General features: G+C 74.7%; 21 protein-coding genes. 15 read left to right on the forward strand and 6 right to left on the reverse strand.

Annotated elements, in window-relative coordinates:
* The first annotated feature begins 2 nt into the window (after positions 1-2).
* The 5 genes from ASF50_RS17170 to ASF50_RS17190 all read left to right on the forward strand — a co-directional run bounded on the left by ASF50_RS17170 (position 3) and on the right by ASF50_RS17190 (position 6,923).
* Positions 3-1,826, forward strand: coding sequence for an L-aspartate oxidase (locus ASF50_RS17170; protein WP_082503330.1), 1,824 nt, complete (start codon positions 3-5; stop codon positions 1,824-1,826).
* A complete protein-coding gene (gene nadC, locus ASF50_RS17175) occupies positions 1,823-2,773 on the forward strand; it encodes a carboxylating nicotinate-nucleotide diphosphorylase (protein ID WP_056905293.1) in 951 nt (316 codons plus the stop codon). Before ASF50_RS17170 ends, nadC begins: the two co-directional genes overlap by 4 nt.
* A 3-nt stretch (positions 2,774-2,776) precedes the next feature.
* The gene (locus ASF50_RS17180; protein WP_082503331.1) at positions 2,777-3,586 is read left to right on the forward strand and encodes a type III pantothenate kinase; all 810 of its coding nucleotides are present in this window, start codon (positions 2,777-2,779) and stop codon (positions 3,584-3,586) included.
* A gap of 198 nt (positions 3,587-3,784) precedes the next feature.
* Positions 3,785-4,141 (forward strand): histone-like nucleoid-structuring protein Lsr2, encoded by a 357-nt coding sequence (locus ASF50_RS17185; protein WP_056905294.1) that lies wholly within the window; start codon positions 3,785-3,787, stop codon positions 4,139-4,141.
* A gap of 193 nt (positions 4,142-4,334) precedes the next feature.
* On the forward strand, positions 4,335-6,923 hold the full coding sequence (locus tag ASF50_RS17190) for an ATP-dependent Clp protease ATP-binding subunit (protein ID WP_056864871.1): 2,589 nt from the start codon (positions 4,335-4,337) through the stop codon (positions 6,921-6,923).
* Positions 6,924-7,071: 148 nt separating this feature from the next.
* On the opposite strand, the gene ASF50_RS17195 is transcribed toward ASF50_RS17190, so the two are convergent.
* A complete protein-coding gene (locus tag ASF50_RS17195; RefSeq protein WP_056905456.1) occupies positions 7,072-7,938 on the reverse strand; it encodes an A/G-specific adenine glycosylase in 867 nt (288 codons plus the stop codon).
* An 80-nt stretch (positions 7,939-8,018) separates the two neighbouring features.
* On the opposite strand from ASF50_RS17195, the gene ASF50_RS17200 reads away from it, so the two are divergent.
* Positions 8,019-8,795 carry a hypothetical protein gene (locus tag ASF50_RS17200; protein ID WP_056905295.1) on the forward strand — a complete coding sequence of 259 codons (777 nt, stop codon included), beginning with the start codon at positions 8,019-8,021 and terminating at the stop codon, positions 8,793-8,795.
* On the opposite strand, the gene disA is transcribed toward ASF50_RS17200, so the two are convergent.
* Entirely contained in the window at positions 8,786-9,868 is a 1,083-nt protein-coding gene (disA, locus tag ASF50_RS17205; RefSeq protein WP_200919148.1) for a DNA integrity scanning diadenylate cyclase DisA, read from the reverse strand. The two genes, ASF50_RS17200 and disA, sit on opposite strands and share 10 nt — an antisense overlap.
* Positions 9,869-10,003: 135 nt before the next feature.
* Positions 10,004-11,431 carry a DNA repair protein RadA gene (gene radA / locus ASF50_RS17210; RefSeq protein ID WP_056864868.1) on the reverse strand — a complete coding sequence of 476 codons (1,428 nt, stop codon included), beginning with the start codon at positions 11,429-11,431 and terminating at the stop codon, positions 10,004-10,006.
* Positions 11,432-11,702: 271 nt separating this feature from the next.
* On the opposite strand from radA, the gene ASF50_RS17215 reads away from it, so the two are divergent.
* A complete protein-coding gene (locus ASF50_RS17215; protein WP_228942702.1) occupies positions 11,703-12,683 on the forward strand; it encodes a LacI family DNA-binding transcriptional regulator in 981 nt (326 codons plus the stop codon).
* A 9-nt stretch (positions 12,684-12,692) separates the two neighbouring features.
* Here the strand turns inward: ASF50_RS17215 and ASF50_RS17220 are convergent, their stop codons facing one another.
* The 3 genes from ASF50_RS17220 to ASF50_RS17230 form a co-directional block, all read right to left on the reverse strand.
* Complete coding sequence (locus tag ASF50_RS17220) at positions 12,693-13,394, reverse strand: class I SAM-dependent methyltransferase (RefSeq protein ID WP_056905296.1); 702 nt, start codon at positions 13,392-13,394, stop codon at positions 12,693-12,695.
* Between the two features lie 19 nt (positions 13,395-13,413).
* Positions 13,414-14,052 carry a VOC family protein gene (locus ASF50_RS17225; protein ID WP_056864866.1) on the reverse strand — a complete coding sequence of 213 codons (639 nt, stop codon included), beginning with the start codon at positions 14,050-14,052 and terminating at the stop codon, positions 13,414-13,416.
* A gap of 146 nt (positions 14,053-14,198) precedes the next feature.
* On the reverse strand, positions 14,199-14,981 hold the full coding sequence (locus tag ASF50_RS17230) for a hypothetical protein (protein ID WP_056905297.1): 783 nt from the start codon (positions 14,979-14,981) through the stop codon (positions 14,199-14,201).
* A 31-nt stretch (positions 14,982-15,012) separates the two neighbouring features.
* On the opposite strand from ASF50_RS17230, the gene ASF50_RS17235 reads away from it, so the two are divergent.
* The 8 genes from ASF50_RS17235 to ASF50_RS17270 all read left to right on the forward strand — a co-directional run bounded on the left by ASF50_RS17235 (position 15,013) and on the right by ASF50_RS17270 (position 22,167).
* On the forward strand, positions 15,013-15,948 hold the full coding sequence (locus ASF50_RS17235) for a Ppx/GppA phosphatase family protein (RefSeq protein WP_056864864.1): 936 nt from the start codon (positions 15,013-15,015) through the stop codon (positions 15,946-15,948).
* Positions 15,949-15,953: 5 nt separating this feature from the next.
* On the forward strand, positions 15,954-16,766 hold the full coding sequence (locus tag ASF50_RS17240; protein ID WP_056905298.1) for a sugar phosphate isomerase/epimerase family protein: 813 nt from the start codon (positions 15,954-15,956) through the stop codon (positions 16,764-16,766).
* Positions 16,767-16,853: 87 nt separating this feature from the next.
* On the forward strand, positions 16,854-17,798 hold the full coding sequence (locus tag ASF50_RS17245) for a proline dehydrogenase family protein (RefSeq protein ID WP_056905457.1): 945 nt from the start codon (positions 16,854-16,856) through the stop codon (positions 17,796-17,798).
* A 20-nt stretch (positions 17,799-17,818) separates the two neighbouring features.
* A complete protein-coding gene (gene proC / locus ASF50_RS17250; RefSeq protein ID WP_056864862.1) occupies positions 17,819-18,640 on the forward strand; it encodes a pyrroline-5-carboxylate reductase in 822 nt (273 codons plus the stop codon).
* Between the two features lie 38 nt (positions 18,641-18,678).
* Entirely contained in the window at positions 18,679-19,236 is a 558-nt protein-coding gene (locus tag ASF50_RS17255; protein WP_056905299.1) for a hypothetical protein, read from the forward strand.
* A gap of 51 nt (positions 19,237-19,287) precedes the next feature.
* Positions 19,288-20,016, forward strand: coding sequence for a hypothetical protein (locus ASF50_RS17260; RefSeq protein WP_056905300.1), 729 nt, complete (start codon positions 19,288-19,290; stop codon positions 20,014-20,016).
* Complete coding sequence (locus ASF50_RS17265; RefSeq protein WP_056905301.1) at positions 20,013-20,930, forward strand: haloalkane dehalogenase; 918 nt, start codon at positions 20,013-20,015, stop codon at positions 20,928-20,930. The genes ASF50_RS17260 and ASF50_RS17265 overlap by 4 nt, the downstream gene beginning before the upstream one ends.
* 49 nt (positions 20,931-20,979) lie before the next feature.
* Positions 20,980-22,167 carry an acetoin utilization protein AcuC gene (locus tag ASF50_RS17270; RefSeq protein WP_056905302.1) on the forward strand — a complete coding sequence of 396 codons (1,188 nt, stop codon included), beginning with the start codon at positions 20,980-20,982 and terminating at the stop codon, positions 22,165-22,167.
* Positions 22,168-22,230: the final 63 nt, after the last annotated feature.

The following is a 22,230-nucleotide window of genomic DNA, read 5'->3' on the forward strand; positions in this document are numbered from 1 at the left end:
CGATGCCCGACGCGCCCGCCCGACCCGCAGCCCAGCCCGGAGCCCGACCCGGCGCCCAGCCCGGTGCTCAGCCCGGTGGTCTGCCCGGTGGTCTGCCCGGCCGCCTCGCCGCCCCCGCCCCGGGGTGGACGACGCGGGCCGACGTGGTGGTCATCGGCTCCGGCATCGCGGGCCTGACCGCCGCGCTGCGGCTCAAGGACCGGGTGGAGAAGGTCCTGGTCGTCACCAAGGACGTGCTCGCCGCGGGCTCCACGCAGTGGGCCCAGGGCGGCATCGCCGCCGCCCTCGGCCCGGGCGACACCCCCGCCGAGCACGAGATCGACACCCTGGTCGCCGGGGCGGGCGCCTGCGACGCCGAGGCCGTGCGCGCGCTGGTGACCGAGGGACCGGAGGCCGTGCGCGAGCTGATCGCGCTGGGCGCGCAGTTCGACCACGCCCCCGACGGCGAGCTGTCGCTGACCCGCGAGGGCGGCCACCACCGCGACCGCATCGCCCACGCGGGCGGCGACGCGACCGGCGCGGAGATCCAGCGGGCGCTGATCGCCGCGGTCGCGCGGGCCCCGGAGATCGAGGTGGTCGAGCACGCCCTGGCCGTCGACCTGCTGCTCGACGGGCCCGTCGGCAGCGGCGGCGTCGCGGGCGTCACGCTGCACGTGATGGGCGAGGGGCAGCGCGACGGCGTCGGCGCCGTGCGCTGCCGCGCGGTGGTGCTGGCCAGCGGCGGCCTGGGCCAGGTCTTCTCCCAGACCACCAACCCGGCGGTCTCCACCGGCGACGGCACCGCCCTGGCCCTGCGCGCCGGGGCGCGGCTGCGCGACCTGGAGTTCGTGCAGTTCCACCCCACCGTCATGTACCTCGGCCCGCACTCGCTGGGCCAGCAGCCGCTCATCTCCGAGGCCGTGCGCGGCGAGGGCGCCGTGCTCGTCGACGGCCCTCCCGAGGACGGCGGCACGGCCTTCATGCGCGGCGTGCACGAGCTGGCCGACCTCGCCCCGCGCGACGTCGTGGCCAAGGCGATCACGCGCCGCATGCACGAGACCGGCCGCGCCCACATGTGGCTCGACGCCCGCCACCTCGGCGAGGACCCCGACGACCCGGCCGCGGTGGCGCGCTTCTGGGAGCGCCGCTTCCCGACCATCCTGGCCACCGCGCGCTCCCACGGCGTCGACCCCGTCACCGACCTGATCCCGGTCGCCCCGGCCTGCCACTACGCCTCGGGCGGCGTCGCCACCGACCTGTGGGGCCGCACCGACGTGCCGGGCCTCTACGCCACCGGCGAGGTCGCCTGCTCCGGGGTGCACGGCGCCAACCGCCTGGCCTCCAACTCCCTGCTCGAGGGCCTCGTCTTCTCCCGCCGCATCGCCTCGGTGCTGCCCGGTGAGCTGCGCGGCTGGAGCGAGCCGCTCGACCCCGCCGACGACGGCCGCGCCCCCGGCCTGGTCGACGCCGCCGTGCGGCCCCGCCTGCAGGAGACGATGACCGCCCGTGCCGGGGTGCTGCGCAGCGCCGCCGGCCTCACCGCCGCCGCCGAGGAGGTGGCCGCCCTGGCCGCCGAGCCGGCGACCGTCGTCGACGTCGCGGCCTGGGAGACCACCAACCTGGTCACCCTCAGCACGGCGCTGGCCGGGGCGGCGCTGCTGCGCGAGGAGACCCGCGGCTCCCACTGGCGCGAGGACTTCCCCGAGCGGGACGACGCCCGCTGGGCCGGCCACGTCGACGCCACCCTGCGCGAGGGCGCGCTCGCCCTCCTCCACGTGCCGGCCCCCGCCACCGACCCCGCGGCGGGTCCCACCCCCGCACCCGTGACCACCGGAGGACCGCGATGAGCAGCCACGAGACCGCGACCCGACCCGGCACCCTCCCGGGCCTCACGCCGTACGACGAGCTGCCGGGGCCGCTCCTCGCCGAGCTGGCCGAGGCGGGTCTCGACCCGCGTGCGGTGCACGACGCCGTCGTCGCGGCGCTGGCCGAGGACCTGCCCGGCGGCGTGGCCGCGGGCGACGTCACGTCGATGGCCACCATCCCCGCCGAGGCCCGCGGCGAGGGCGACTTCGGGGCACGCCACGCCGGCGTGGTCGCCGGCCTCGGCATCGCCGAGCTGGTCTTCCGCCTCGTCCTCGGCGACGCCGTCGAGGTCACCCGTCAGGTGCCCGACGGCACCCGGGTCGCCCCCGGCGACGTCGTGATGAGCGTGGCCGGCCCGACCCGCGGCCTGCTCACCGCCGAGCGAACGGCGCTCAACTACGCCAGCCACCTCTCCGGCGTCGCCACCGCCACCGCGGCGTGGGTCGACGCCCTCGAGGGCACCCGCGCCCGCGTGCTCGACACCCGCAAGACGCTGCCGACCTACCGCGCCCTGCAGAAGTACGCCGTGCGCTGCGGCGGCGGGGTCAACCACCGCATGTCGCTCACCGACATGGCGATGGTCAAGGACAACCACGTGGTGGCGGCCGGCGGCGTCGTGCCGGCCTACCGCGCCGTGCGCGAGGCGCACCCCGACCTGCGCGTCGAGGTCGAGGTCACCGACCTCGACCAGCTGCGCGAGCTGCTGGAGGCCGGCTGCCGCGAGATCCTGCTCGACAACATGGACGACGCCACGATGGCCGAGGCCGTCCGGCTCACCGCCGGCCGCGCCACCCTCGAGGCCTCCGGTGGGCTGACCCTCGCTCGCGCCCGCGCGGTGGCCGAGACCGGCGTCGACTTCATCTCCTCCGGCGCGCTGACCCACTCGGTCACGGTCTTCGACCTCGGGCTCGACCTCCGGGACGTCTGAGCCGTGAGCCTGCTGTGCGCCGACATCGGCAACAGCCACACTGTCCTGGGGCTGCTCGACCCGGCGGTCGAGCCCGGCGCCCCCGGGCAGGTCCTGGCCGACTGGCGCGTCGGCACCGACGCCCGCCGCACCGCCGACGAATGGGCGGTGCTGCTGCGCGGCCTCCTGGCCGGCGCTCCCGGCGGCCCTGCCGCCGACGCCGTCTCCGGCGTCGCGGTCTGCGCCACCGTGCCGACGGTGCTGCACGAGTGGCGCGACATGCTCGCCCGGCACTTCCCCGACGTGCCCCACGTCGTCGTGGAGCCCGGGGTCCGCACCGGCTTGCCGGTGCTCACCGACAACCCGCGCGAGGTCGGCTCCGACCGCATCGTCAACGCCCTGGCCGCCGCCACCCTCCACGGCGGCCCCGCCATCGTCGTCGACTTCGGCGGCACGGCCACGACCTTCGACGTGGTCAGTGCCCGCGGGCAGTACGTCGGCGGCGCCATCTCGCCCGGCATCGAGATATCGCTCGAGGCACTCGGGCGTCGCGGCGCCCAGCTGCGCACCGTCGAATTGCTCAGGCCCCGCTCGGTGATCGCCAAGAACACCGTCGAGGCGCTGCAGTCGGGCATGCTCTTCGGGGTCGCGGCCAGCGTCGAGGGAATCGTGAGCCGCATGATCTCCGAGCTCGGCGCCGAGACCGACGCGGTCACCGTCGTGGCGACCGGATATCTCTCCGACCTCGTCCTGGCCGAATGCTCCTGTTTCACCCACCACGACCCGTGGCTCACCCTGCGGGGCCTGGCCCTGGTGCACGCGCGTAATCGCTGATCGTCCCCGTGGTCGTCGCGGGACCATTTAGCCGACGTCGTCGCATTCATTAGTCGCCGCAAGCGCTTCGGCAAAAAGCGGCGCGAATCCTTTACCCGTGACAATTGTTTGTCGGCGTCGCCACTCTGGCATCATCGATCTCGCACGAATTCAAATTCGACGACGCTTCGGCGTCGAATTCACGGAGGTCGCAGAGCAATGGCGCAGAAGATCCACATCGTCCTCGAGGACGACCTCGACGGCAGCGAGGCCAGCGAGACGGTGACCTTCGGTCTCGACGGCACGACCTACGAGATCGACCTCACCGACGAGCACGCCACGGAGCTGCGCGAGGCCCTGGCGCCCTACGTCGGGCACGCGCGCAAGGTGTCGGGCTCGGCCCGCCGCGGCCGCAAGGCCTCCGCCGGCGCCGCGACCAACGGCTCGGCCGGCTCGGCCGACGGGGGCCCCAGCGCCAAGGAGATCCGCGAGTGGGCCCGCTCCAACGGCTACGAGGTGCCCGACCGCGGCCGCGTCTCGGCCGAGGTGCGCGAGGCCTTCGACGCCGCCAACTGACACACCGACCGACACGCCGGCCGACACGCCCGGTCCGCCGTCCGCACGGGCGGCGGACCGGGCGTGTTCGCTCTCAGCGGACGCACCTTCTGCGCTGAGGGGGAACGCGTAGGCTGTCAGCGGGGTTGGACACTCCGTACCCTCCCTCCACCCAGGAGCGGACGGCACCCCACCTGCACGAGGAGCGATGCGCATGTTCGAGCGGTTCACAGACCGAGCCCGCCGGGTGGTCGTGCTGGCCCAGGAAGAGGCCCGCATGCTCTCCCACAACTACATCGGGACCGAGCACATCCTGCTCGGTCTCATCCACGAGGGAGAAGGCGTCGCGGCCAAGGCGCTGGAGAGCCTCGACATCTCGCTCGAGGCCGTCCGTGCCCAGGTCGAGGAGATCATCGGCCAGGGCCAGCAGGCCCCGTCCGGCCACATCCCCTTCACCCCGCGCGCCAAGAAGGTGCTCGAGCTGTCCCTGCGCGAGGCGCTGCAGCTCGGCCACTCCTACATCGGCACCGAGCACATCCTGCTCGGGCTGATCCGCGAGGGCGAGGGCGTGGCCGCCCAGGTGCTGCAGAAGCTCGGCGCCGACCTCAACCGCGTGCGCCAGCAGGTCATCCAGCTGCTGTCGGGCTTCCAGGGCAAGGAGTCCTCGCAGTCCGCCGCGGCCGCCACCGGCGCCAGCGGCGAGGCCCCGTCGTCCTCGCTGGTCCTCGACCAGTTCGGCCGCAACCTCACCCAGGACGCCCGCGACGGCAAGCTCGACCCCGTCATCGGCCGCTCCCAGGAGATCGAGCGGGTCATGCAGATCCTCTCGCGCCGCACGAAGAACAACCCCGTCCTCATCGGCGAGCCCGGCGTCGGCAAGACCACCGTCGTCGAGGGCCTGGCCCAGGACATCGTCAAGGGCGACGTGCCCGAGACGCTCAAGGACAAGCAGATCTACACCCTCGACCTGGGTGCGCTCGTCGCCGGCTCGCGCTACCGCGGTGACTTCGAGGAGCGCCTGAAGAAGGTGCTCAAGGAGATCCGCACCCGCGGCGACATCGTGCTCTTCATCGACGAGATCCACACCCTCGTCGGGGCCGGCGCGGCCGAGGGCGCCATCGACGCCGCCAGCATCCTCAAGCCGATGCTGGCCCGCGGTGAGCTCCAGACCATCGGTGCCACCACGCTCGACGAGTACCGCAAGCACCTGGAGAAGGACGCCGCGCTCGAGCGCCGCTTCCAGCCGATCCAGGTCGCGGAGCCCTCGATCGCCCACACGATCGAGATGCTCAAGGGCCTGCGCGACCGCTACGAGGCGCACCACCGTGTCACCATCACCGACGAGGCCCTGGTCTCCGCGGCGACGCTGGCCGACCGCTACATCTCCGACCGCTTCCTGCCCGACAAGGCGATCGACCTCATCGACGAGGCGGGCTCGCGCCTGCGCATCCGTCGCATGACGGCGCCCGCCGAGCTGCGCGAGTTCGACGACAAGATCGGCGAGGTCCGTCAGCGCAAGGAGGCCGCGATCGACGGTCAGGACTTCGAGGCCGCCGCGCGCCTGCGCGACGAGGAGAAGCAGCTGATCCTCAAGAAGTCCGAGCGCGAGAAGGCCTGGCGCGCCGGCGACATGGACGAGGTCGCCGAGGTCGACGAGGAGCTGATCGCCGAGGTCCTCGCCGTCGCCACCGGCATCCCGATCGTGAAGCTCTCGGAGGAGGAGTCCTCGCGTCTGCTCAAGATGGAGGACGAGCTCCACAAGCGGGTCATCGGCCAGGACGAGGCCGTCAAGGCGCTCAGCCGGGCGATCCGCCGCACCCGTGCCGGGCTCAAGGACCCCAAGCGTCCCGGCGGGTCGTTCATCTTCGCCGGGCCCTCGGGCGTCGGCAAGACGTGGCTGTCCAAGACGCTGGCGGAGTTCCTCTTCGGTGACGAGGATGCGCTCATCCAGCTCGACATGTCGGAGTTCAGCGAGAAGCACACCGTCTCGCGGCTCTTCGGCTCGCCTCCCGGCTACGTCGGCTACGAGGAGGGCGGCCAGCTGACCGAGAAGGTGCGGCGCAAGCCGTTCTCGGTGGTGCTGTTCGACGAGGTGGAGAAGGCCCACCCCGACATCTTCAACAGCCTGCTGCAGATCCTGGAGGAGGGCCGGCTCACCGACTCCCAGGGTCGGGTCGTCGACTTCAAGAACACCGTCATCATCATGACGACCAACCTCGGCACGCGAGACATCGCCAAGTCGGTGCACCTGGGCTTCAACCAGAGCGGCGACGCGGCGGGCTCCTACGAGCGCATGAAGAGCAAGGTCTCGGAGGAGCTCAAGCAGCACTTCCGCCCCGAGTTCCTCAACCGTGTCGACGAGATCATCGTCTTCCCGCCCCTGTCGCGCGAGCAGATCGTGCACATGGTCGACAACATGGTCGCCGCCGTGGAGGTCCGCCTCCGCGACCGCGACATGCAGCTCGAGCTCACCCAGTCGGCCAAGAACCTGCTGGCCGAGCGGGGCTTCGACCCGGTGCTGGGTGCGCGGCCGCTGCGCCGCACGGTGCAGCGCGAGATCGAGGACGTCCTGGCCGAGAAGATGCTCTTCGGCGAGGTCGGCCCGGGCCAGATCGTGCTGGTCGACGTCGAGGGCGAGGGCCCTGGCGCGACCTTCACCTTCCAGGGCCAGAAGGTCGCGGCCCTGCCCGACCTGCCGCCGTTCGAGACCGCCGGGGTCGAGGTCGGCGACGCCCTCGGCGAGGGTCCCTCCGACGAGGAGGGCCCGCGCGACGTCCCGCGGGCCACCGGCGAGACCGAGTGACGACCGGCTAGTCGAGCACCACACCGCACAGCACGCAGCGCCCCGGGCCGCCAGGTCCGGGGCGCTGTCGCGTCCGGGGGATGGCGGCGCGTCGGCCGGGCCGGACCGGTCCGGGTCAGGGCCGGGTCTGGGCCGTGTCAGGGCCGGGTCAGGGCAGGGCGTAGCCGCTGTCGCCGGCCTGCACGAGCAGCCGGTCGGCCACCAGGCCGGCCAGGCACCGCTCGCGCTGCTCCGGCTCGGGCCAGGCCGCCGCCAGCGCCGAGACGTGCACCGGGCCCTCGGCGTCGCGCACGACCCCCATCAGCCGCCCGCGGCACTGCCGGTCGGTGCCGGCCCAGGCCTGCGCGCGCCGCGGCGGCCCGTCGTACGCCGGCCGCCCGGCCGCCAGCCAGGCGCACTGCGCCGCGAGCGGGCAGTCCGCGCAGGCGGGCTGGCGCGCGGTGCACACGAGCGCCCCGAGCTCCATCACCGCCACCGCCCACGTCGCCGCCGTGGCCGCGTCGTCGGGCACCACCGAGGCGGCCCGCTCCCGCTCGGCGCGGGTGAGACCGGCCGGCGGCAGCTCGTCGCCGCCGAGCACCCGCGCCAGCACGCGACGCACGTTGGTGTCGAGCACGACGTGGCGCTGGCCGAAGGCGAAGGACGCGATGGCGGCGGCGGTGTACTCGCCGACCCCGGGCAGCGTGAGCAGCACGGCGTGGTCGCGGGGCACCTCGCCGCCGTGCTCGGCGACGATGGCGGTGGCCGCGGCGTGCAGGCGCAGGGCGCGTCGCGGGTAGCCCAGGCGGCCCCAGGCGCGCACGGCCTCGCCCGTGGGCTCGGCGGCGAGGTCGCCCGGCGTCGGCCAGCGCTCCATCCACGCGGCGTGCACGGGCAGCACCCGGGCCACCGGGGTCTGCTGGAGCATCAGCTCCGAGACCATCACCGACCACGCCGACGCCTCGGGCCGACGCCACGGCAGGTCGCGGGCGTGCTCGTCGTACCACTCCAGCAGGGGGGCGTGCAGGCTGCTCATCGCCGCCATTCTCACCCGGGCCGGCGCGACCCCGGTGTGGCACCCCGACCGGACGGGCCGGGCTGGCTACGGTGACGGCCATGACGTCGCTGACCCGCGGACCGCTGCCGGCGCGCGTGTACTGGGTGCGCCGCGGCATCGTGCTCCTGCTGCTCGTGCTCCTCCTCGTGGCCCTGGTGCGGATCGTCGGCGCCCTCAGCGGCGGCGACGAGACCCCGCAGGCCGTGCAGACGGCCGCCGACCCGGCGCCGACCGCGGCGCCGACCGCGGCGCCCGAGGCCAGCCCCTCGGCCGCCGCCACCGACGCCCCCACCGCGGGCGCCAGCGTGGGCCCCACCGCCGAGCCCACCCGGCGCCCCGACCGGCCGCGCGCCACCCGCACCCCCGAGCCGGTGCCGGCGCAGCCCGACGGGCCGTGCGACGACGGCGAGCTCGAGGTGGTGCCGAGCGTGACCTCGGCCGTGGCCGGCGGCGAGGTGGGCATCGACGTGGCCGTGCGCTCCCTGGACTCCGAGGCGTGCACCTGGACGACCTCCGCGCGCGAGCTGACCCTCAAGATCACCTCGGGCGACGACGAGATCTGGACGACGCGCGAGTGCCGCCGGGCCGTCGTGCCGCAGGACGTCGTGGTGCGCAGCGCCGAGGCCACCACGGTGGAGGTCGTGTGGTCGGGGCGCCGCTCCGACGCCGAGTGCACCCGCGCGGCCGACTGGGCGCTGCCGGGGTGGTACCACGTCGCCGCGGCCGCGATCGGCGGCGAGCCCGCCGACGTGCAGTTCCGGCTGCTCTCGCCGGTGCAGGAGGCCGAGCAGGAGGCGCAGGACGAGGCCCGCGAGGGCGGTCGTCCTCAGACGTAGCGCTCGAGGATGGTCGACTCCGCCAGGCGCGAGAGTCCCTCCCTCACGCTGCGGGCGCGCAGCTCGCCCACGCCCTCGACGGCCTGGAGGTCGTCGATGCCGGCCGAGAGCAGCTTCTGCAGGGTGCCGAAGTGGTCGACGAGCCGGTCCACCACCGATCCCGGCAGGCGCGGCACCTTGGCCAGCAGCCGGTAGCCCCGCGGCGCCACGGCACCGTCGAGGTGCTCGCCGTTGCCCAGCCCGAGCACCCGGGCGGTGGCGGCCGGGTCGACCAGCTCCGTGGGGCTCAGCGCCTCGAGACGCCCGAGCAGCTCCTCGGGGCTCTTGCTGCGCCGCCCGGCGGGCAGGTAGTCGCGCACGACCAGCTCGCGCTCGGCGTCGACCCCGGTGACCAGCTCCTCCAGCTGCAGCGAGAGCAGGCGGCCGTCGGTGCCGAGCTCGAGCACGTAGTCCTCGATCTCGCGGGCGATGCGGATGACCATCTCCAGGCGCTGGGCCACGACGGCCACGTCGCGCACCGTCACGAGGTCCTCGACCTCGAGCGCCGACAGGGTGCTCGACACCTCGTCGAGACGCAGCTTGTAGCGCTCCAGGGTGGCCAGCGCCTGGTTGGCCCGGGAGAGGATCTGGCCGGAGTCCTCCAGCACGTGGCGGGTCTCGCCGACGTAGGCGGCGATGATCTGCATCGACTGCGACACCGAGATCACGGGGTAGCCGGTCTGCTTGGCCACCCGGTCGGCGGTGCGGTGACGCGTGCCGGTCTCCTCCGAGGGGATCGTGTGGTCGGGCATGAGGTGGACGGCCGCGCGGATGATGCGCGTGTTGTCCTTGTCGACGATGATCGCGCCGTCCATCTTGGCCAGCTCACGCAGGCCGGTGGCGGTGAAGGGCACGTCGAGGGTGAAGCCGCCCGTGGCGATGGACTCCACGGTCTTGTCGTGGCCGAGCACGATCAGCGCGCCGGTGCGCCCGCGCAGGATCCGCTCCAGACCGTCGCGCAGGGAGGTGCCGGGAGCGATCGAGGCCAGGGTCGCGCGCAGGCGCAGGGTCTCGTCCGAGCGGTCGGCGACCACGGGGTCCTCCAGGGTGCGGGTCGGCGGCCCCGGCGGCCGCCATGGGGAGTCTAGGCGCCCGTGCGCCCGCCCGCGCGGTCATGGCGTGGTCGTGACGCCGTTGTGACCCGCGCGGGCGCTGCCTCGGGCCCGGGCTCAGGTCTGGGGCACCCGCGGCGGGCGGACCTCGTCGCGCCCGACCAGCCGCAGCAGCCGCAGGGCGGAGGCGACGTCGGGCACGTCGAGGACCTTCATGCCGTCGACGACCCACGACTCCGGCGAGCGCCGCGCGGCCTGGCCCGGCTCGGAGGGCACGACGGCCACCCGGAAGCCCAGCCGGGCGGCCTCGGCCACCCGCTGCGGCAGGTCGCGCACCCGGCGCAGCTCACCGGCCAGGCCGATCTCGCCCATCGCCACCACCCCGGTCGGCGGCGCGACGCCGTGGCTGGCCGAGACCAGCGCGATCGCGAGGGCCAGGTCGCTGGCCGGCTCGTGGAGCCGGGCGCCGCCGACGGTGGAGGCGAAGACGTCGTGGGCGTGGAGCCTGACGCCGCAGTGCTGCTGGAGCACGGCCAGCACCATCGCCACGCGCGAGGAGTCGAGCCCCGACGTCGTACGCCGGGGACGCTCCAGCGCGGAGGGGGTCACCAGGGCCTGCACCTCGGCCAGCAGCGGGCGCCGCCCCTCCAGGGTGACGGCCACGCAGGTGCCGGCGACCTGGCCGTGGTGCTGCTCGACGAAGAGGCCGGTGGGGTCGGTGACCGCGGTGATGCCGTCGGCGGAGAGGTCGAAGCAGCCGACCTCGTCGACCGGGCCGAAGCGGTTCTTCATGGCCCGCACCATGCGGAAGCGTGAGTTGCGGTCGCCCTCGAAGTGCAGCACCACGTCGACGAGGTGCTCGAGCACCCGCGGGCCGGCGATGGAGCCGTCCTTGGTGACGTGGCCGACCAGCACGGTGGTGATGTTGCGGGTCTTCGCCACCCGGATGAGCGCGGCAGCGACCTCCTTGACCTGGGTGACCCCGCCGGGCACGCCGTCGACGCCGGAGGCGCCGATCGTCTGCACGGAGTCGACGACCAGCAGCGTCGGGCGGGTCTCCTCGATGTGGGTCAGCACCGCGCCCAGGTCGGTCTCGGCGGCGAGGTAGAGCTCGGGCTGCACCCCGCCGGTGCGGTCGGCGCGCAGCCGCACCTGCGAGGCCGACTCCTCGCCGGTGACGTAGAGCGTGCGGTGGCGCAGGCGCGCGGTCTGGGCGGCGACCTCGAGCAGCAGCGTGGACTTGCCGACGCCGGGCTCGCCGGCCAGCAGGATGGCGGCGCCGGGCACGAGGCCCCCGCCGAGGACCCGGTCGAGCTCGGGCACGCCGCTGGTGCGGAAGGAGGACTCCTCCACCGACACCTCGCCGATCGGCACGGCCGGGGTCGTGACGGGCGCCGCGGCGGCGCGGTGGACCGGCGCCGAGGCCTCGGCCACCGAGCCCCACGCCTGGCACTCACCGCAGCGGCCGACCCACTTGCCGGTCTCCCAGCCGCACTCGGTGCAGCGGTAGCCGGGACGGGCTGCGCGGGTGGAGGTCTTGGCCATGGGGCGCACGCTAGGCGACCCCACCGACAGCGCCCGCGGCCCGGGGCCCCGCCGCCCCGCGCGCCCGGCGCGGCGGGGCCGGCGACCTCACCCCGGAGAACGGGGGACGGCGCCGCGGCGGCAAAGTTATGCTTCTGCTTGGATCGATCAAGAGCACCGGCCGCCGACGGCCGGAGCGAGCTGTCAGGAGACGCCGGTGGGGGTGCGGAACGCGTCGCGCGGGCCCGGTCGCCCTGCCGTCCCCACGGGCGCGCCGCCCACGCTGGCCGACGTGGCCGAGCGGGCCGGCGTCTCGCGCCAGACGGTCTCCAACGCGGTCAACAACCCCGACCTGCTGCGCGCCGACACCCTGCTGCGCGTGCAGCAGGCCATCGCCGAGCTGGGCTACCTGCCCAACCGGGCCGCCCGCAACCTGCGCACCCGCTCCTCCCACCTGATCGGCCTGCGCATCAGCGCCGCCCAGGAGGGCACGGCCAACGCCACCATGGACCGCTTCGTCCACTCCCTGGTCGAGACCTCCCGCGACGCGGGCTACCACGTGCTGCTCTTCGCGGGGGAGGCCGACGACCCGCTGTCGGGCTACGACGACCTGCTGCGCTCCACCGCGGTCGACGCCTTCGTCGTCACCGACACCTACCTGGGCAACCCCCAGGCGGGCTGGCTCGGGTCGCGGCGGGCGCCCTTCGTGGCCTTCGGCCGGCCGTGGGACGCCCCGGAGGCCCACCACCCCTGGGTCGACGTCGACGGGGCCGCGGGCTGCGAGCTGGCCACCCGCCACCTGCTCGAGCGCGGCCACCAGCGCGTCGCGTGGATCGGGTGGCGCAAGGACTCCCCGATCGGGGAGGACCGGCGCGAGGGCTGGCGTCGCGCCCTGCACGCGCAGGGGCTGTCCTCGGCCGGCCTGGCCGCCCGGGTCGACGACACCGTGACCAGCGGCGCGCAGGCCAGCGCGGCCCTGCTCGACGACGCCGCGCCCACGGGTTTCGTGTGCGCCTCCGACACCCTGGCGATGGGCGTGCTCCAGACCCTGGCCGCGCGCGGGCTGACCCCCGGCCGCGACGTCGCCGTCGTCGGCTTCGACGACTCCCAGGTCGCCCAGGTCGTCACCCCCGGTCTCACCTCGGTGCGCCAGCCGCTGGAGCAGGTGGCGATCGAGATCGTCTCCGCCCTGGAGGGCTTGCTCGGTCACCCGCCCCGCGTCGGCGACGGCGTCCTGCTCACCCCGACCCTCGCCGTGCGCGGCTCCAGCTGACCGCTGCGGCTAGAAGCGCTTCCACCACAGGTTGACGGCGTAGTCGACCTCGAGGCCCTCGTGCTCGCCGAGCACGGCGTCGGCCACCGGGCCCGGCAGCTCGACACGGGTGACCGCCTCGAGGTCGGCGCGGGAGGTGAAGCGCCAGCACACGTCGAGCGGCACCCGCGTCCAGCCGCGGGTCGACCAGAAGCGCTCGACGACCGCGGGCGGGTCGAGGTGCGGGTAGCCCCGGCGGAACCAGTCGCCGAAGGTGGAGCGCGTGGGGTCGTTGTCGACCACGAAGGCCGTGCCGCCGCGGGCCACCACGCGGTCGAGCTCGGCCAGTCCCGGCTCGCAGCCGGGTCCGAAGAAGTAGGCCCACCGCGCCTGCACGACGTCGACCGAGGCGTCGGGCAGCGGCACGTCCTGCGCGGTGCCCTGGAGCACGCCGACGCCGGCCAGGCGCGACGTACGCCGGCGCGCCAGCGCCACCAGGTCGGGGTGGGGCTCGACGCCCACGACGCTGCCGGCCCGCTCGGCCCACCGGGGCAGGTGGAAGCCGGTGCCGCAGCCCAGGTCGAGGAAGCGCTGCCCCGCCCAGTCGTGCAGGGACGCCATCGCGGCCTCGATGCGCCGCTCGGGGTCGACCGCGGTGTTCTCGAGCTCGTAGGTGGCGGTGTGGTGCCAGATGTTGGGGCTCGGCACCGCACCGGGCGAGGGGCGGCTCACGAGCCGTCGCCGACCGGCGTCAGAGCCGGACGAGACCCGACGGGGTCTGCAGCTGCACCGCGATGATGCCGGGGGTGCCGTGCGGGGCGACCCACTCCACCTTGACGTCCTCGAGCGGCGCCTCGACGGTCTCGCCGAGCCACTCGCTGACGCGCTGCGGGTCGCCGGCGATCTCCAGGCAGGCCAGCGCGTAGCCCTCGTCGGCGCCCTGGCTGGGGTGCAGCTCGGCGGGCACCTCCCACTGCAGGAAGAACGGCAGCTGCGGGTCGGCGATGAGGCCGTTGAGGCCGATCTGCTTCCAGCGCAGCTCGGTGCCGTCGGGGCGGTGCCGGCTGCCCTGCGCGGCCTCGCGGCCCAGGCGCTGCTCGGCGACGCTGATGTCGTCGACGGCCACGGCCCAGCCCAGCCAGCCGCCGCCGAGGGCGGAGCGGGCGCGGACGGCCTGGCCGAAGGGGGCCTTGTCGGAGGCGGGGTGGTCGAGCACCTCGACGATCTCGAGGTAGGTGCCCCCCGCCAGGGCCAGGGTCATGTTGCGGGTGCCGAAGCGGGGGTGCACACCGCCGTCGCTGAACTCGCGACCGAGCAGGCGCCCGATGCGCTGGGCGGTGCCCGCGAGTCCGTCGGGTCCGGCGGCGTAGGAGAGGTGGTCCAGGCGCATGTCAGGAATTGTGGACAACACGCCCGCAGCGCTTGACACCGGGGTCGGGTTCTCTCGACATCGAGAGTTCTTTACTCGCGGGTCCGACGCTGCGAGGGGCGGGGCGACGGGCCAGGGCGGGGGCGGGGGCGAGGGCGAGGCGCGGGTCAGGGCCGGGGGTCGGCCGGGTGCAGCGCGAGGGCGCTGCGCGAGCGCACGTGGGCCTCGCAGTGGCGCGCGAGCTCGGCGTAGGCCTCGGGGCCCATGAGGGCGGTGAGCTCGGGGGCGTGGGTGAGGTAGACCGGCTCGGGGGCGACGTGGGCCTCGGTGTTGCCCGAGCAGTACCAGTCGAGGTCGTGGCCGCCGGGGCCCCAGCCGCGGCGGTCGTACTCGCCGATCGAGACCTCGGTGACCTCGGTGCCGTCCTGGCGCTCGACCTCGCGGAAGGTGCGCCGGATCGGCAGCTGCCAGCACACGTCGGGCTTGGTCTCCAGCGGCTCGCGGCCCTCCTCCAGCGCCAGGGCGTGCAGCGCGCAGCCGGCGCCGAGGGCGGAGCCGGGCCGGTTCTGGAAGATGCAGGCGCGCTGGCCGTCGACCTCGGTGACCAGCGTCTTGCGCGCCCCCTCGTCGTCGGTCTCGACCCACACCGAGGCGTCGACGGCGCCGGGGGCGGCGTCGGGCCCGCCCGGGTGCTGCTGCCACAGCCGGCCGTCGAGGCGGGCGACGTGGCCGGCCACGCGCTCCTCGTCGCCCTCGTCGGCGAAGTGCGCCCCGAGGGTGCAGCAGCCGACGTCGGGGGCGTCGGCGTAGATGCCGGCGCAGCCCCGGCCGAAGATGCAGGTGTAGGACGAGGTCAGCCAGGTCAGGTCGCAGCGCATCACCTCGGAGGCGTCGGCGGGGTTCTCGAACTCCACCCACGCGCGGGGGAACACCAGGTCGACCTCGGGCACCCGGCGAGCCTACGGGGAGTACGTTGAGGTCATGCGTCTGGGCGTGCTCGACATCGGCTCCAACACGGGCCACCTCCTCGTCGTCGACGCCCACGGCGGGGCGGCGCCGCTGCCGGCGTACTCCTACAAGGAGCCGCTGCGCCTGGCCGAGGTGCTCGACGAGCACGGCGCGGTCTCGCAGGCCGGCATCGACGCGCTCACGGCCTTCACCGCCCAGGCCGTCGTGGTGGCCGAGGACAAGGGCTGCGAGGACATGATCGGCTTCGCCACCTCCGCGGTGCGCGACGCGGTCAACTCCGAGGCCGTGCTCGACCACGTCGAGGCCCGCACCGGTGTGCGGATCGGCGTGCTCTCGGGCGAGGACGAGGCCCGGCTCACCTTCCTGGCCGTACGCCGCTGGTTCGGCTGGTCGGCGGGCCGCCTGGTGGTCTTCGACATCGGCGGGGGGTCGCTGGAGATCGCCGGCGGGGGCGACGAGGCGCCCGACGTGGCGTGGTCGATGCCGCTGGGGGCCGCCCGGCTGGCGCGGCAGTGGTTCGGCGGTGGTCCGCCCGACGACGACGCCATCAAGAAGCTGCGCAAGCAGATCCGCGCCGACATCGCGCGCGACGCCGGCAACCTGCTGCGCGCCGGAGCCCCCGACCGGGCCGCGGCCACCTCGAAGACCTTCCGCTCCCTGGCCCGCATCTGCGGGGCCGCGCCCTCGGGCGACGGCCCGCTGGTGCCGCGGGTGCTGCCGCTGGCCGAGCTGCGCGAGTGGATCCCGCGGTTGGTCACCATGACGCCCGAGGAGCTCGCGGCCCTGCCCGGCGTCTCCCCGAGCCGCTCGCACCAGATCCTGCCCGGCGCGCTGGTGGCCGAGGCGTGCATGGACATCTTCGACCTCCAGGCCCTCGAGATCTGCCCGTGGGCGCTGCGCGAGGGCGTCATCCTCGAGCGGCTCGACCAGATCAGCGTGCTGGGCTGACCCGGGTGAGCGACCCCGTCCCCGCCCCGGCGGGCGGGCCGACCCGCGTCGGCCTGTCCACCTCGTCGGTCTACCCCGAGTCGGCCGCCCGCGGCTTCGAGCGCGCCGCTGCCCTCGGCTACGACGCCGTCGAGGTCATGGTCGCCCTCGACCGGATCACCCAGGACCCCACCGCGCTGCGCCAGCTCTCCGAGCACCACGGCGTGCCGGTGTGCTCCGTGCACGCCCCCTGCCTGCTGCTGACCCAGGCCGTGTGGGGCGCCGAGCCGTGGGCCAAGCTCCAGCGCTCGGCCGACATGGCCCACGAGCTCGGCGCGGAGGTCGTGGTGGTGCACCCGCCGTTCCGCTGGCAGAAGGACTACGCCCGCGGCTTCGTCGACGGCATCGCCGCGCTGGAGGAGTCGACCGGCATCCGCTTCGCGGTGGAGAACATGTACCCCTGGAAGGCCACCTCCAAGCGCGGCGTCGAGGTCTACCAGCCCGGCTGGGACCCCTCGGCCGAGCCCTACGCCAACACCACGATCGACCTGTCCCACGCCTCCATCGCCGGCTCCGACGTCGTCGCGATGGCCGAGCGGCTCGGCCCGCGGCTGCGCCACGTGCACCTCACCGACGGCAGCGGCTCGGCCAAGGACGAGCACCTCGTGCCGGGGCGCGGCTCCACCGGCGCCGACCTGTTCCTGCGCCACCTCGGCGCCAGCGGCTTCGCCGGCGACGTCGTGGTCGAGATCAACACCCGCCGCAGCGGCAGCGAGGAGGCCCGCGAGGCCGACCTGGCCGAGTCGCTGGCCTTCGCCCGCGAGCACCTCGCCGGCTGAGCCCGCCGGCGCGGCAGCGGCCGCCCCGATGCAGCCCGCCCTCGCCACGGGAGCCGCAGGGGCCCGTCGTAGATTGACGTCATGTCCCTGCTCCGCCAGCCGCTCCTGCTCCTCGCGCGGAGCTCCCAGGTCAAGAGGCTCGTCAGCACCATGCCGGTCTCCGCGGGCATCGTCCGCGGCTACGTGCCGGGGGAGAGCACCGACGCCGTGGTCGCGGCCACGGCGGCGCTGGTCGACGACGGCCTGACCGTCACCCTCGACCACCTGGGCGAGGACACCACCGACCGCGCCCAGGCCGAGGCCACCGTCGCGGCCTACGTCGAGGTGCTCAAGGCGCTCGCAGCGCGCGGGCTGACCCGCCACGCCGAGGTCTCGGTCAAGCTGAGCGCGATCGGGCAGTTCCTGCCCGACGACGTCGCCCCCGAGGGCGGCCACCGCCTCGCGCTGGAGAACGCCCGCACCATCTGCCGGGCCGCCCGCAACGCCGGCACGTCGGTGACCCTCGACATGGAGGACCACACCACCACCGACTCGACGCTGGCGATCCTGCGCGACCTGCGCAAGGACTTCCCCGAGACCGGGGCCGTGCTCCAGGCCTACCTCCACCGCACCGAGGACGACTGCCGCCAGCTGGCCTACGAGGGCTCGCGGGTGCGGCTGTGCAAGGGCGCCTACAACGAGCCCGAGTCGGTGGCCTACCAGGACCGCCTCGAGGTCGACCGGTCCTACGTGCGCTGCCTCAAGGTGCTCCTGGCCGGTCAGGGCTATCCCATGATCGCCACCCACGACCCCCGCATGGTCGAGATCGCCTCCTCGCTGGCCAGCCGCTTCGGGCGCCAGCCGGGCAGCTACGAGTTCCAGATGCTCTACGGCATCCGGCCCGAGGAGCAGAAGCGGCTGGCCGGCGAGGGCGAGACCGTCCGGGTCTACGTGCCCTACGGCCAGGAGTGGTACGGCTACCTGATGCGACGCCTCGCCGAGCGTCCGCAGAACCTGTCATTCTTCCTGACGTCCCTCATCTCCAAGAAGTAGCTCCGAAGGAGGCGCCGCGCATGGCGCAGACCGCACCCGCCGCCCAGACCGCGATCATCGGGGCGGGGGTGATGGGCGAGACGCTGCTCTCGGGTCTCGTGCGCGCCGGTCGCCGCGTCGACCGCCTGCTGGTGGGGGAGAAGCGCGCCGAGCGGGCCCGCGAGCTCGAGGAGCGCTACGGCGTCTCGGTGGTGGGCAACCTCGAGGCCGCCACCCGCGCCGACACCGTCGCCCTCGTGGTCAAGCCCCAGGACATGGGCGACGTGCTCGCCGAGATCGCCCCGGGGCTGCGCCCCGGGCAGCTGCTGGTCTCGCTGGCCGCGGGCATCACCACCGGCTTCATCGAGGAGCGGGTGCCCGAGGGCGTCGCCGTCGTGCGGGTCATGCCCAACACCCCGGCCCTGGTCGACGAGGGCATGGCCGGCATCTCGGCCGGCTCGCACTGCAGCGAGGCCGACCTCGCCGAGGCCGAGGCGCTCATGGGGTCGGTGGGCCGCGTGCTGCGCATCCCCGAGCGCCAGCAGGACGCCGTCACCGCCATCTCGGGCTCGGGCCCGGCCTACATCTTCTTCGTCGTGGAGTCGATGATCGAGGCCGGTGTGCACCTCGGGCTGCCGCGCAGCACCTCCACCGACCTGGTCATCCAGACCCTGGTGGGCTCGGCCAAGATGCTGCGCGAGACCGGCACCCACCCCACCGTCCTGCGCGAGCAGGTCACCTCGCCCGGCGGCACCACGGCCTCGGCGCTGCGCGAGCTGGAGCAGCACGGCGTGCGCGCGGCCTTCCTGGCCGCGATGGAGGCCGCGCGCGACCGCTCGCGCCAGCTGGCCCAGGGCCAGTGAGGTCGGGCCAGTGAGGTCGGACCAGTGAGGTCGGACCGGTGAGGTCGGGCCTGCCGTGGGCGTGGGGCACGACGCCTGCCGACCTCGCGCGGCCGCTCCCGGTCGACGCGGTGCTGCCCGAGCGCGGGGAGGGCGCAGCGGTCACGATGGACCGCGCCGTGCCGGTCGCGGCCCCGGCGGGCCTGACGTGGCGCTGGCTGTGCCAGACCGCGGTGGCGCCGTACTCCTACGACCTCGTCGACAACCTGGGCCGGCGCAGCCCGCGGGAGCTGACGCCGGGGGCCGAGCGGCTCGAGGTCGGCCAGCGGATGCTGGGGGTCTACGAGCTGCTCGCCGTCGACGAGGGCCGCTCCTGGACCGGGGTCACCACGGCCTCGGCCAGCCGCCCGCTCGGCCCGATCGGCGTGACGTACGCCGTCGTGCCCGACGACGACGCGGGCGGCGGGCCGTGCCGGCTGGTCTGCCGGATGACCGCCCGCGGGGCGACCCGCCCGCAGCGGCTGCGCGCGGCCGCCCTGGCCTGGGGCGACCTGGTGATGATGCGCAAGCAGCTGCTCACGCTGGCCGCCCTGGCCGAGCGCGACGCCCGCCGCTGAGCAGCGCGGCGTCGCGACCCCGCCCGTGGCGCGCCCTGGCAGGCTGGGGCCATGAGCGATCCTGACGTGCGGTTCTGGTTCGACCCGGTGTGCCCCTTCGCGTGGATGACCAGCCGCTGGGTGCGGCTCGTGCAGTCGCAGCGCGACTACGACGTGGAGTGGCGCTTCATCTCGCTGCGGCTGCTCAACGCCCACGTCGACTACGACGCCCACTTCCCGCCGGAGTACGAGGCCGGCCACACCGCCGGCCTGCGCATGCTGCGGCTGTGCGCGCAGGCGCGCGACGACCACGGGCCCGACGCGGTGGCCCGGCTCTACCCCGCGCTGTCGACCCGCGTCTTCGACGTCGCGCCCGACGCCTACGACCCGACCGACCTCGACGGCCTCGTGGCCGCCGCCCTCGAGGAGGCGGGTCTGCCCGCCGGGCTGGCCGCGCACCTCGACGACACCGACCGCGACGCCCAGCTCCAGGCCGAGACCGACGAGGCCCTCGCCCTCACCGGCAAGGACGTCGGCACCCCGATCCTCCACGTCGCACCGCCCGAGGGCGCGGCCTTCTTCGGCCCGGTGATCAGCCGAATGCCGAGCGAGGAGGAGGCCGGCGAGCTGTGGGACCACGTGGTCGGCCTGGCCCGCTTCCCGGGCTTCGCCGAGCTCAAGCGCAGCCTGCGCGAGAAGCCGCAGCTGCGCTCCTTCGGCGTCGAGCCGGGTGACGTGGGCGGCCAGGAGGACTGGCACGCCGGCAGCCGGCGGCAGAAGAAGGAGGGGAGCGGGTCGTGAAGGTGCTGCGCACGCCCGAGGACCGCTTCGCCGCGCTCGAGGAGGACTGGCCCGCCTCCTACGCCGAGGTCAGCGACCCCGACGACCCGCCCGAGGCCGCCCTGCGGATGGCCTACGTCGACCTCGGCCCGCGCTCGGTGGAGGCGCCGGTCGCCCTGCTGCTGCACGGCGAGCCGACGTGGTCGTTCCTCTACCGCGACGTGGTCGCCGACCTCGTCGCCCGCGGCGTGCGCTGCGTCGTGCCCGACCTGGTGGGCTTCGGTCGCTCCGACAAGCCCGTGCGCGTGGCCGACCACTCCTACGCCCGTCACGTCGAGTGGGTGCGCGAGCTGGTCGTCGACGTGCTCGACCTGCACGACGTGGTGCTCGTGGGCCAGGACTGGGGCGGCCTGATCGGGCTGCGGCTGGTCGCCGAGCACCCCGAGCGCTTCGCGGCGGTGGTCGCCGCCAACACCGGGCTGCCCACAGGCGAGCGCGACATGCCCGAGGTGTGGTGGGACTTCCGCCGCGCGGTCGAGCGCGCCGAGGTGCTCGACGTCGGCCGCCTGGTCGCCTCCGGCTGCGCCCGCCCCTTGCGCCCCGGCGCACGCGAGGCCTACGACGCCCCCTTCCCCGACGAGGCCTTCAAGGCCGGGCCCCGCGCCATGCCCCTGCTGGTGCCGACCCGGCCCGACGACCCCGCGACCGCGGCCAACCGTGCGGCCTGGGAGCGGCTGGCCCGCTGGGAGCGGCCGTTCCTCACCGCCTTCAGCGACCTCGACCCCATCACCGGGGCGATGGCCCCGGTGCTGCGCCGCACGGTGCCGGGAGCGGCCGGCCTGGAGCACCCGGTGGTCACGGGCGCGGGCCACTTCCTGCAGGAGGACGACGGGCCTGCGCTGGCCGCGGCCGTCGCCACCGTGCTCGACCTCTGAGCCGCGGGCCCGGCGCGGCCCCACGCCGCACCGGGGTAGCGTCGAGGGCGTGCCCGTCTGCCCCGGACCTTCCACGGTCGTCTTCGACCCCAGCCTGACGGCCTACGACTTCGGCCCCGGCCACCCCATGTCGCCGCTGCGGGTCGACCTGACCATGCGGCTGGCCGAGGAGCTCGGTGTCGTCGGCGAGGGCGGGCTGCGCATGGTGCCGGCCCCCATGGCCGACGAGGAGCGTCTGGTCACGGTGCACGACCCTGCCTTCATCGAGGCCGTGGTGCGCGCCGGCAGCTCGGGGCGCGCGGAGCCCGACTTCGGGCTCGGCACCGAGGACGACCCCGTCTTCCGCGGCATGCACGAGGCCTCCGCCCACGTGGTCGGCGCGAGCGTCGAGGCCTTCCGCCAGGTCTGGTCGGGGGACTCGCTGCACTCCGCGAACATCTCCGGCGGCCTGCACCACGCGATGCGCGACCGGGCCAGCGGCTTCTGCATCTACAACGACGTCGCCGTCGGCATCCGCTGGCTGCTCGACCAGGGCGTGGAGCGGGTGGCCTACGTCGACCTCGACGTCCACCACGGCGACGGCGTCGAGCGCGCCTTCTGGGACGACCCCCGCGTGCTCACCGTGTCGCTGCACGAGACCGGGCAGCTGCTCTTCCCCGGCACGGGCTTCGCCACCGACACCGGCGGCGAGGGGGCCGAGGGCTCCGCGGTCAACGTCGCGCTGCCCCCGGGCACCGGCGACGCCGGCTGGCTGCGCGCCTTCCACGCCGTCGTGCCCCCGCTGCTGCGCGAGTTCGCCCCGCAGGTGCTCGTCACCCAGCAGGGCTGCGACTCCCACGCCGACGACCCGCTGGCGCACCTGATGCTCTCCGTCGACGGCCAGCGCGCCGCCTACCTCGCCCTGCACGACCTGGCCCACGAGGTGTCGCAGGGGCGTTGGGTGGCGCTGGGCGGCGGGGGCTACGAGCTGGTGCAGGTCGTGCCGCGGGCCTGGACCCACCTGCTCGCGGTGGTGGGCGGTCGCCCGCTCGACGCGCACTCGGCCACGCCGGGCGGCTGGCGCGAGCACGTCGAGCACACCCTGGGCGTCAACGCGCCGCTGCGGATGACCGACGGGCAGGACCCGGCGTACCGCGACTGGGCCGACGGCTACGACCCCGACACCTGGCTCGACCGGGCGGTGCACCAGACCCGGATGGCGGTCTTCCCGCTGCACGGTCTCGACCCCATGCCCTGACTGGACCACCGCCCTGCCGGGGCGGTCCGATCCGGCCCGTGCAAGCCGACACGCCGAGCCGAT

The organism is Nocardioides sp. Leaf307, from assembly GCF_001423135.1.
Taxonomy (GTDB): domain Bacteria; phylum Actinomycetota; class Actinomycetes; order Propionibacteriales; family Nocardioidaceae; genus Nocardioides; species Nocardioides kribbensis.

Bases quoted from the DNA above. Each gene is read 5' to 3' on its own strand.
- ASF50_RS17190 (WP_056864871.1), top strand. From the start codon at position 4,335: ATGTTCGAGCGGTTCACAGACCGAGCCCGCCGGGTGGTCGTGCTGGCC.
- ASF50_RS17195 (WP_056905456.1), bottom strand. From the start codon at position 7,938: ATGAGCAGCCTGCACGCCCCCCTGCTGGAGTGGTACGACGAGCACGCC.
- ASF50_RS17235 (WP_056864864.1), top strand. From the start codon at position 15,013: ATGCGTCTGGGCGTGCTCGACATCGGCTCCAACACGGGCCACCTCCTC.
- ASF50_RS17225 (WP_056864866.1), bottom strand. From the start codon at position 14,052: ATGCGCCTGGACCACCTCTCCTACGCCGCCGGACCCGACGGACTCGCG.
- ASF50_RS17170 (WP_082503330.1), top strand. From the start codon at position 3: ATGCCCGACGCGCCCGCCCGACCCGCAGCCCAGCCCGGAGCCCGACCC.
- radA (WP_056864868.1), bottom strand. From the start codon at position 11,431: ATGGCCAAGACCTCCACCCGCGCAGCCCGTCCCGGCTACCGCTGCACC.
- ASF50_RS17200 (WP_056905295.1), top strand. From the start codon at position 8,019: ATGACGTCGCTGACCCGCGGACCGCTGCCGGCGCGCGTGTACTGGGTG.
- ASF50_RS17260 (WP_056905300.1), top strand. From the start codon at position 19,288: ATGAGCGATCCTGACGTGCGGTTCTGGTTCGACCCGGTGTGCCCCTTC.
- proC (WP_056864862.1), top strand. From the start codon at position 17,819: ATGGCGCAGACCGCACCCGCCGCCCAGACCGCGATCATCGGGGCGGGG.
- ASF50_RS17185 (WP_056905294.1), top strand. From the start codon at position 3,785: ATGGCGCAGAAGATCCACATCGTCCTCGAGGACGACCTCGACGGCAGC.
- nadC (WP_056905293.1), top strand. From the start codon at position 1,823: ATGAGCAGCCACGAGACCGCGACCCGACCCGGCACCCTCCCGGGCCTC.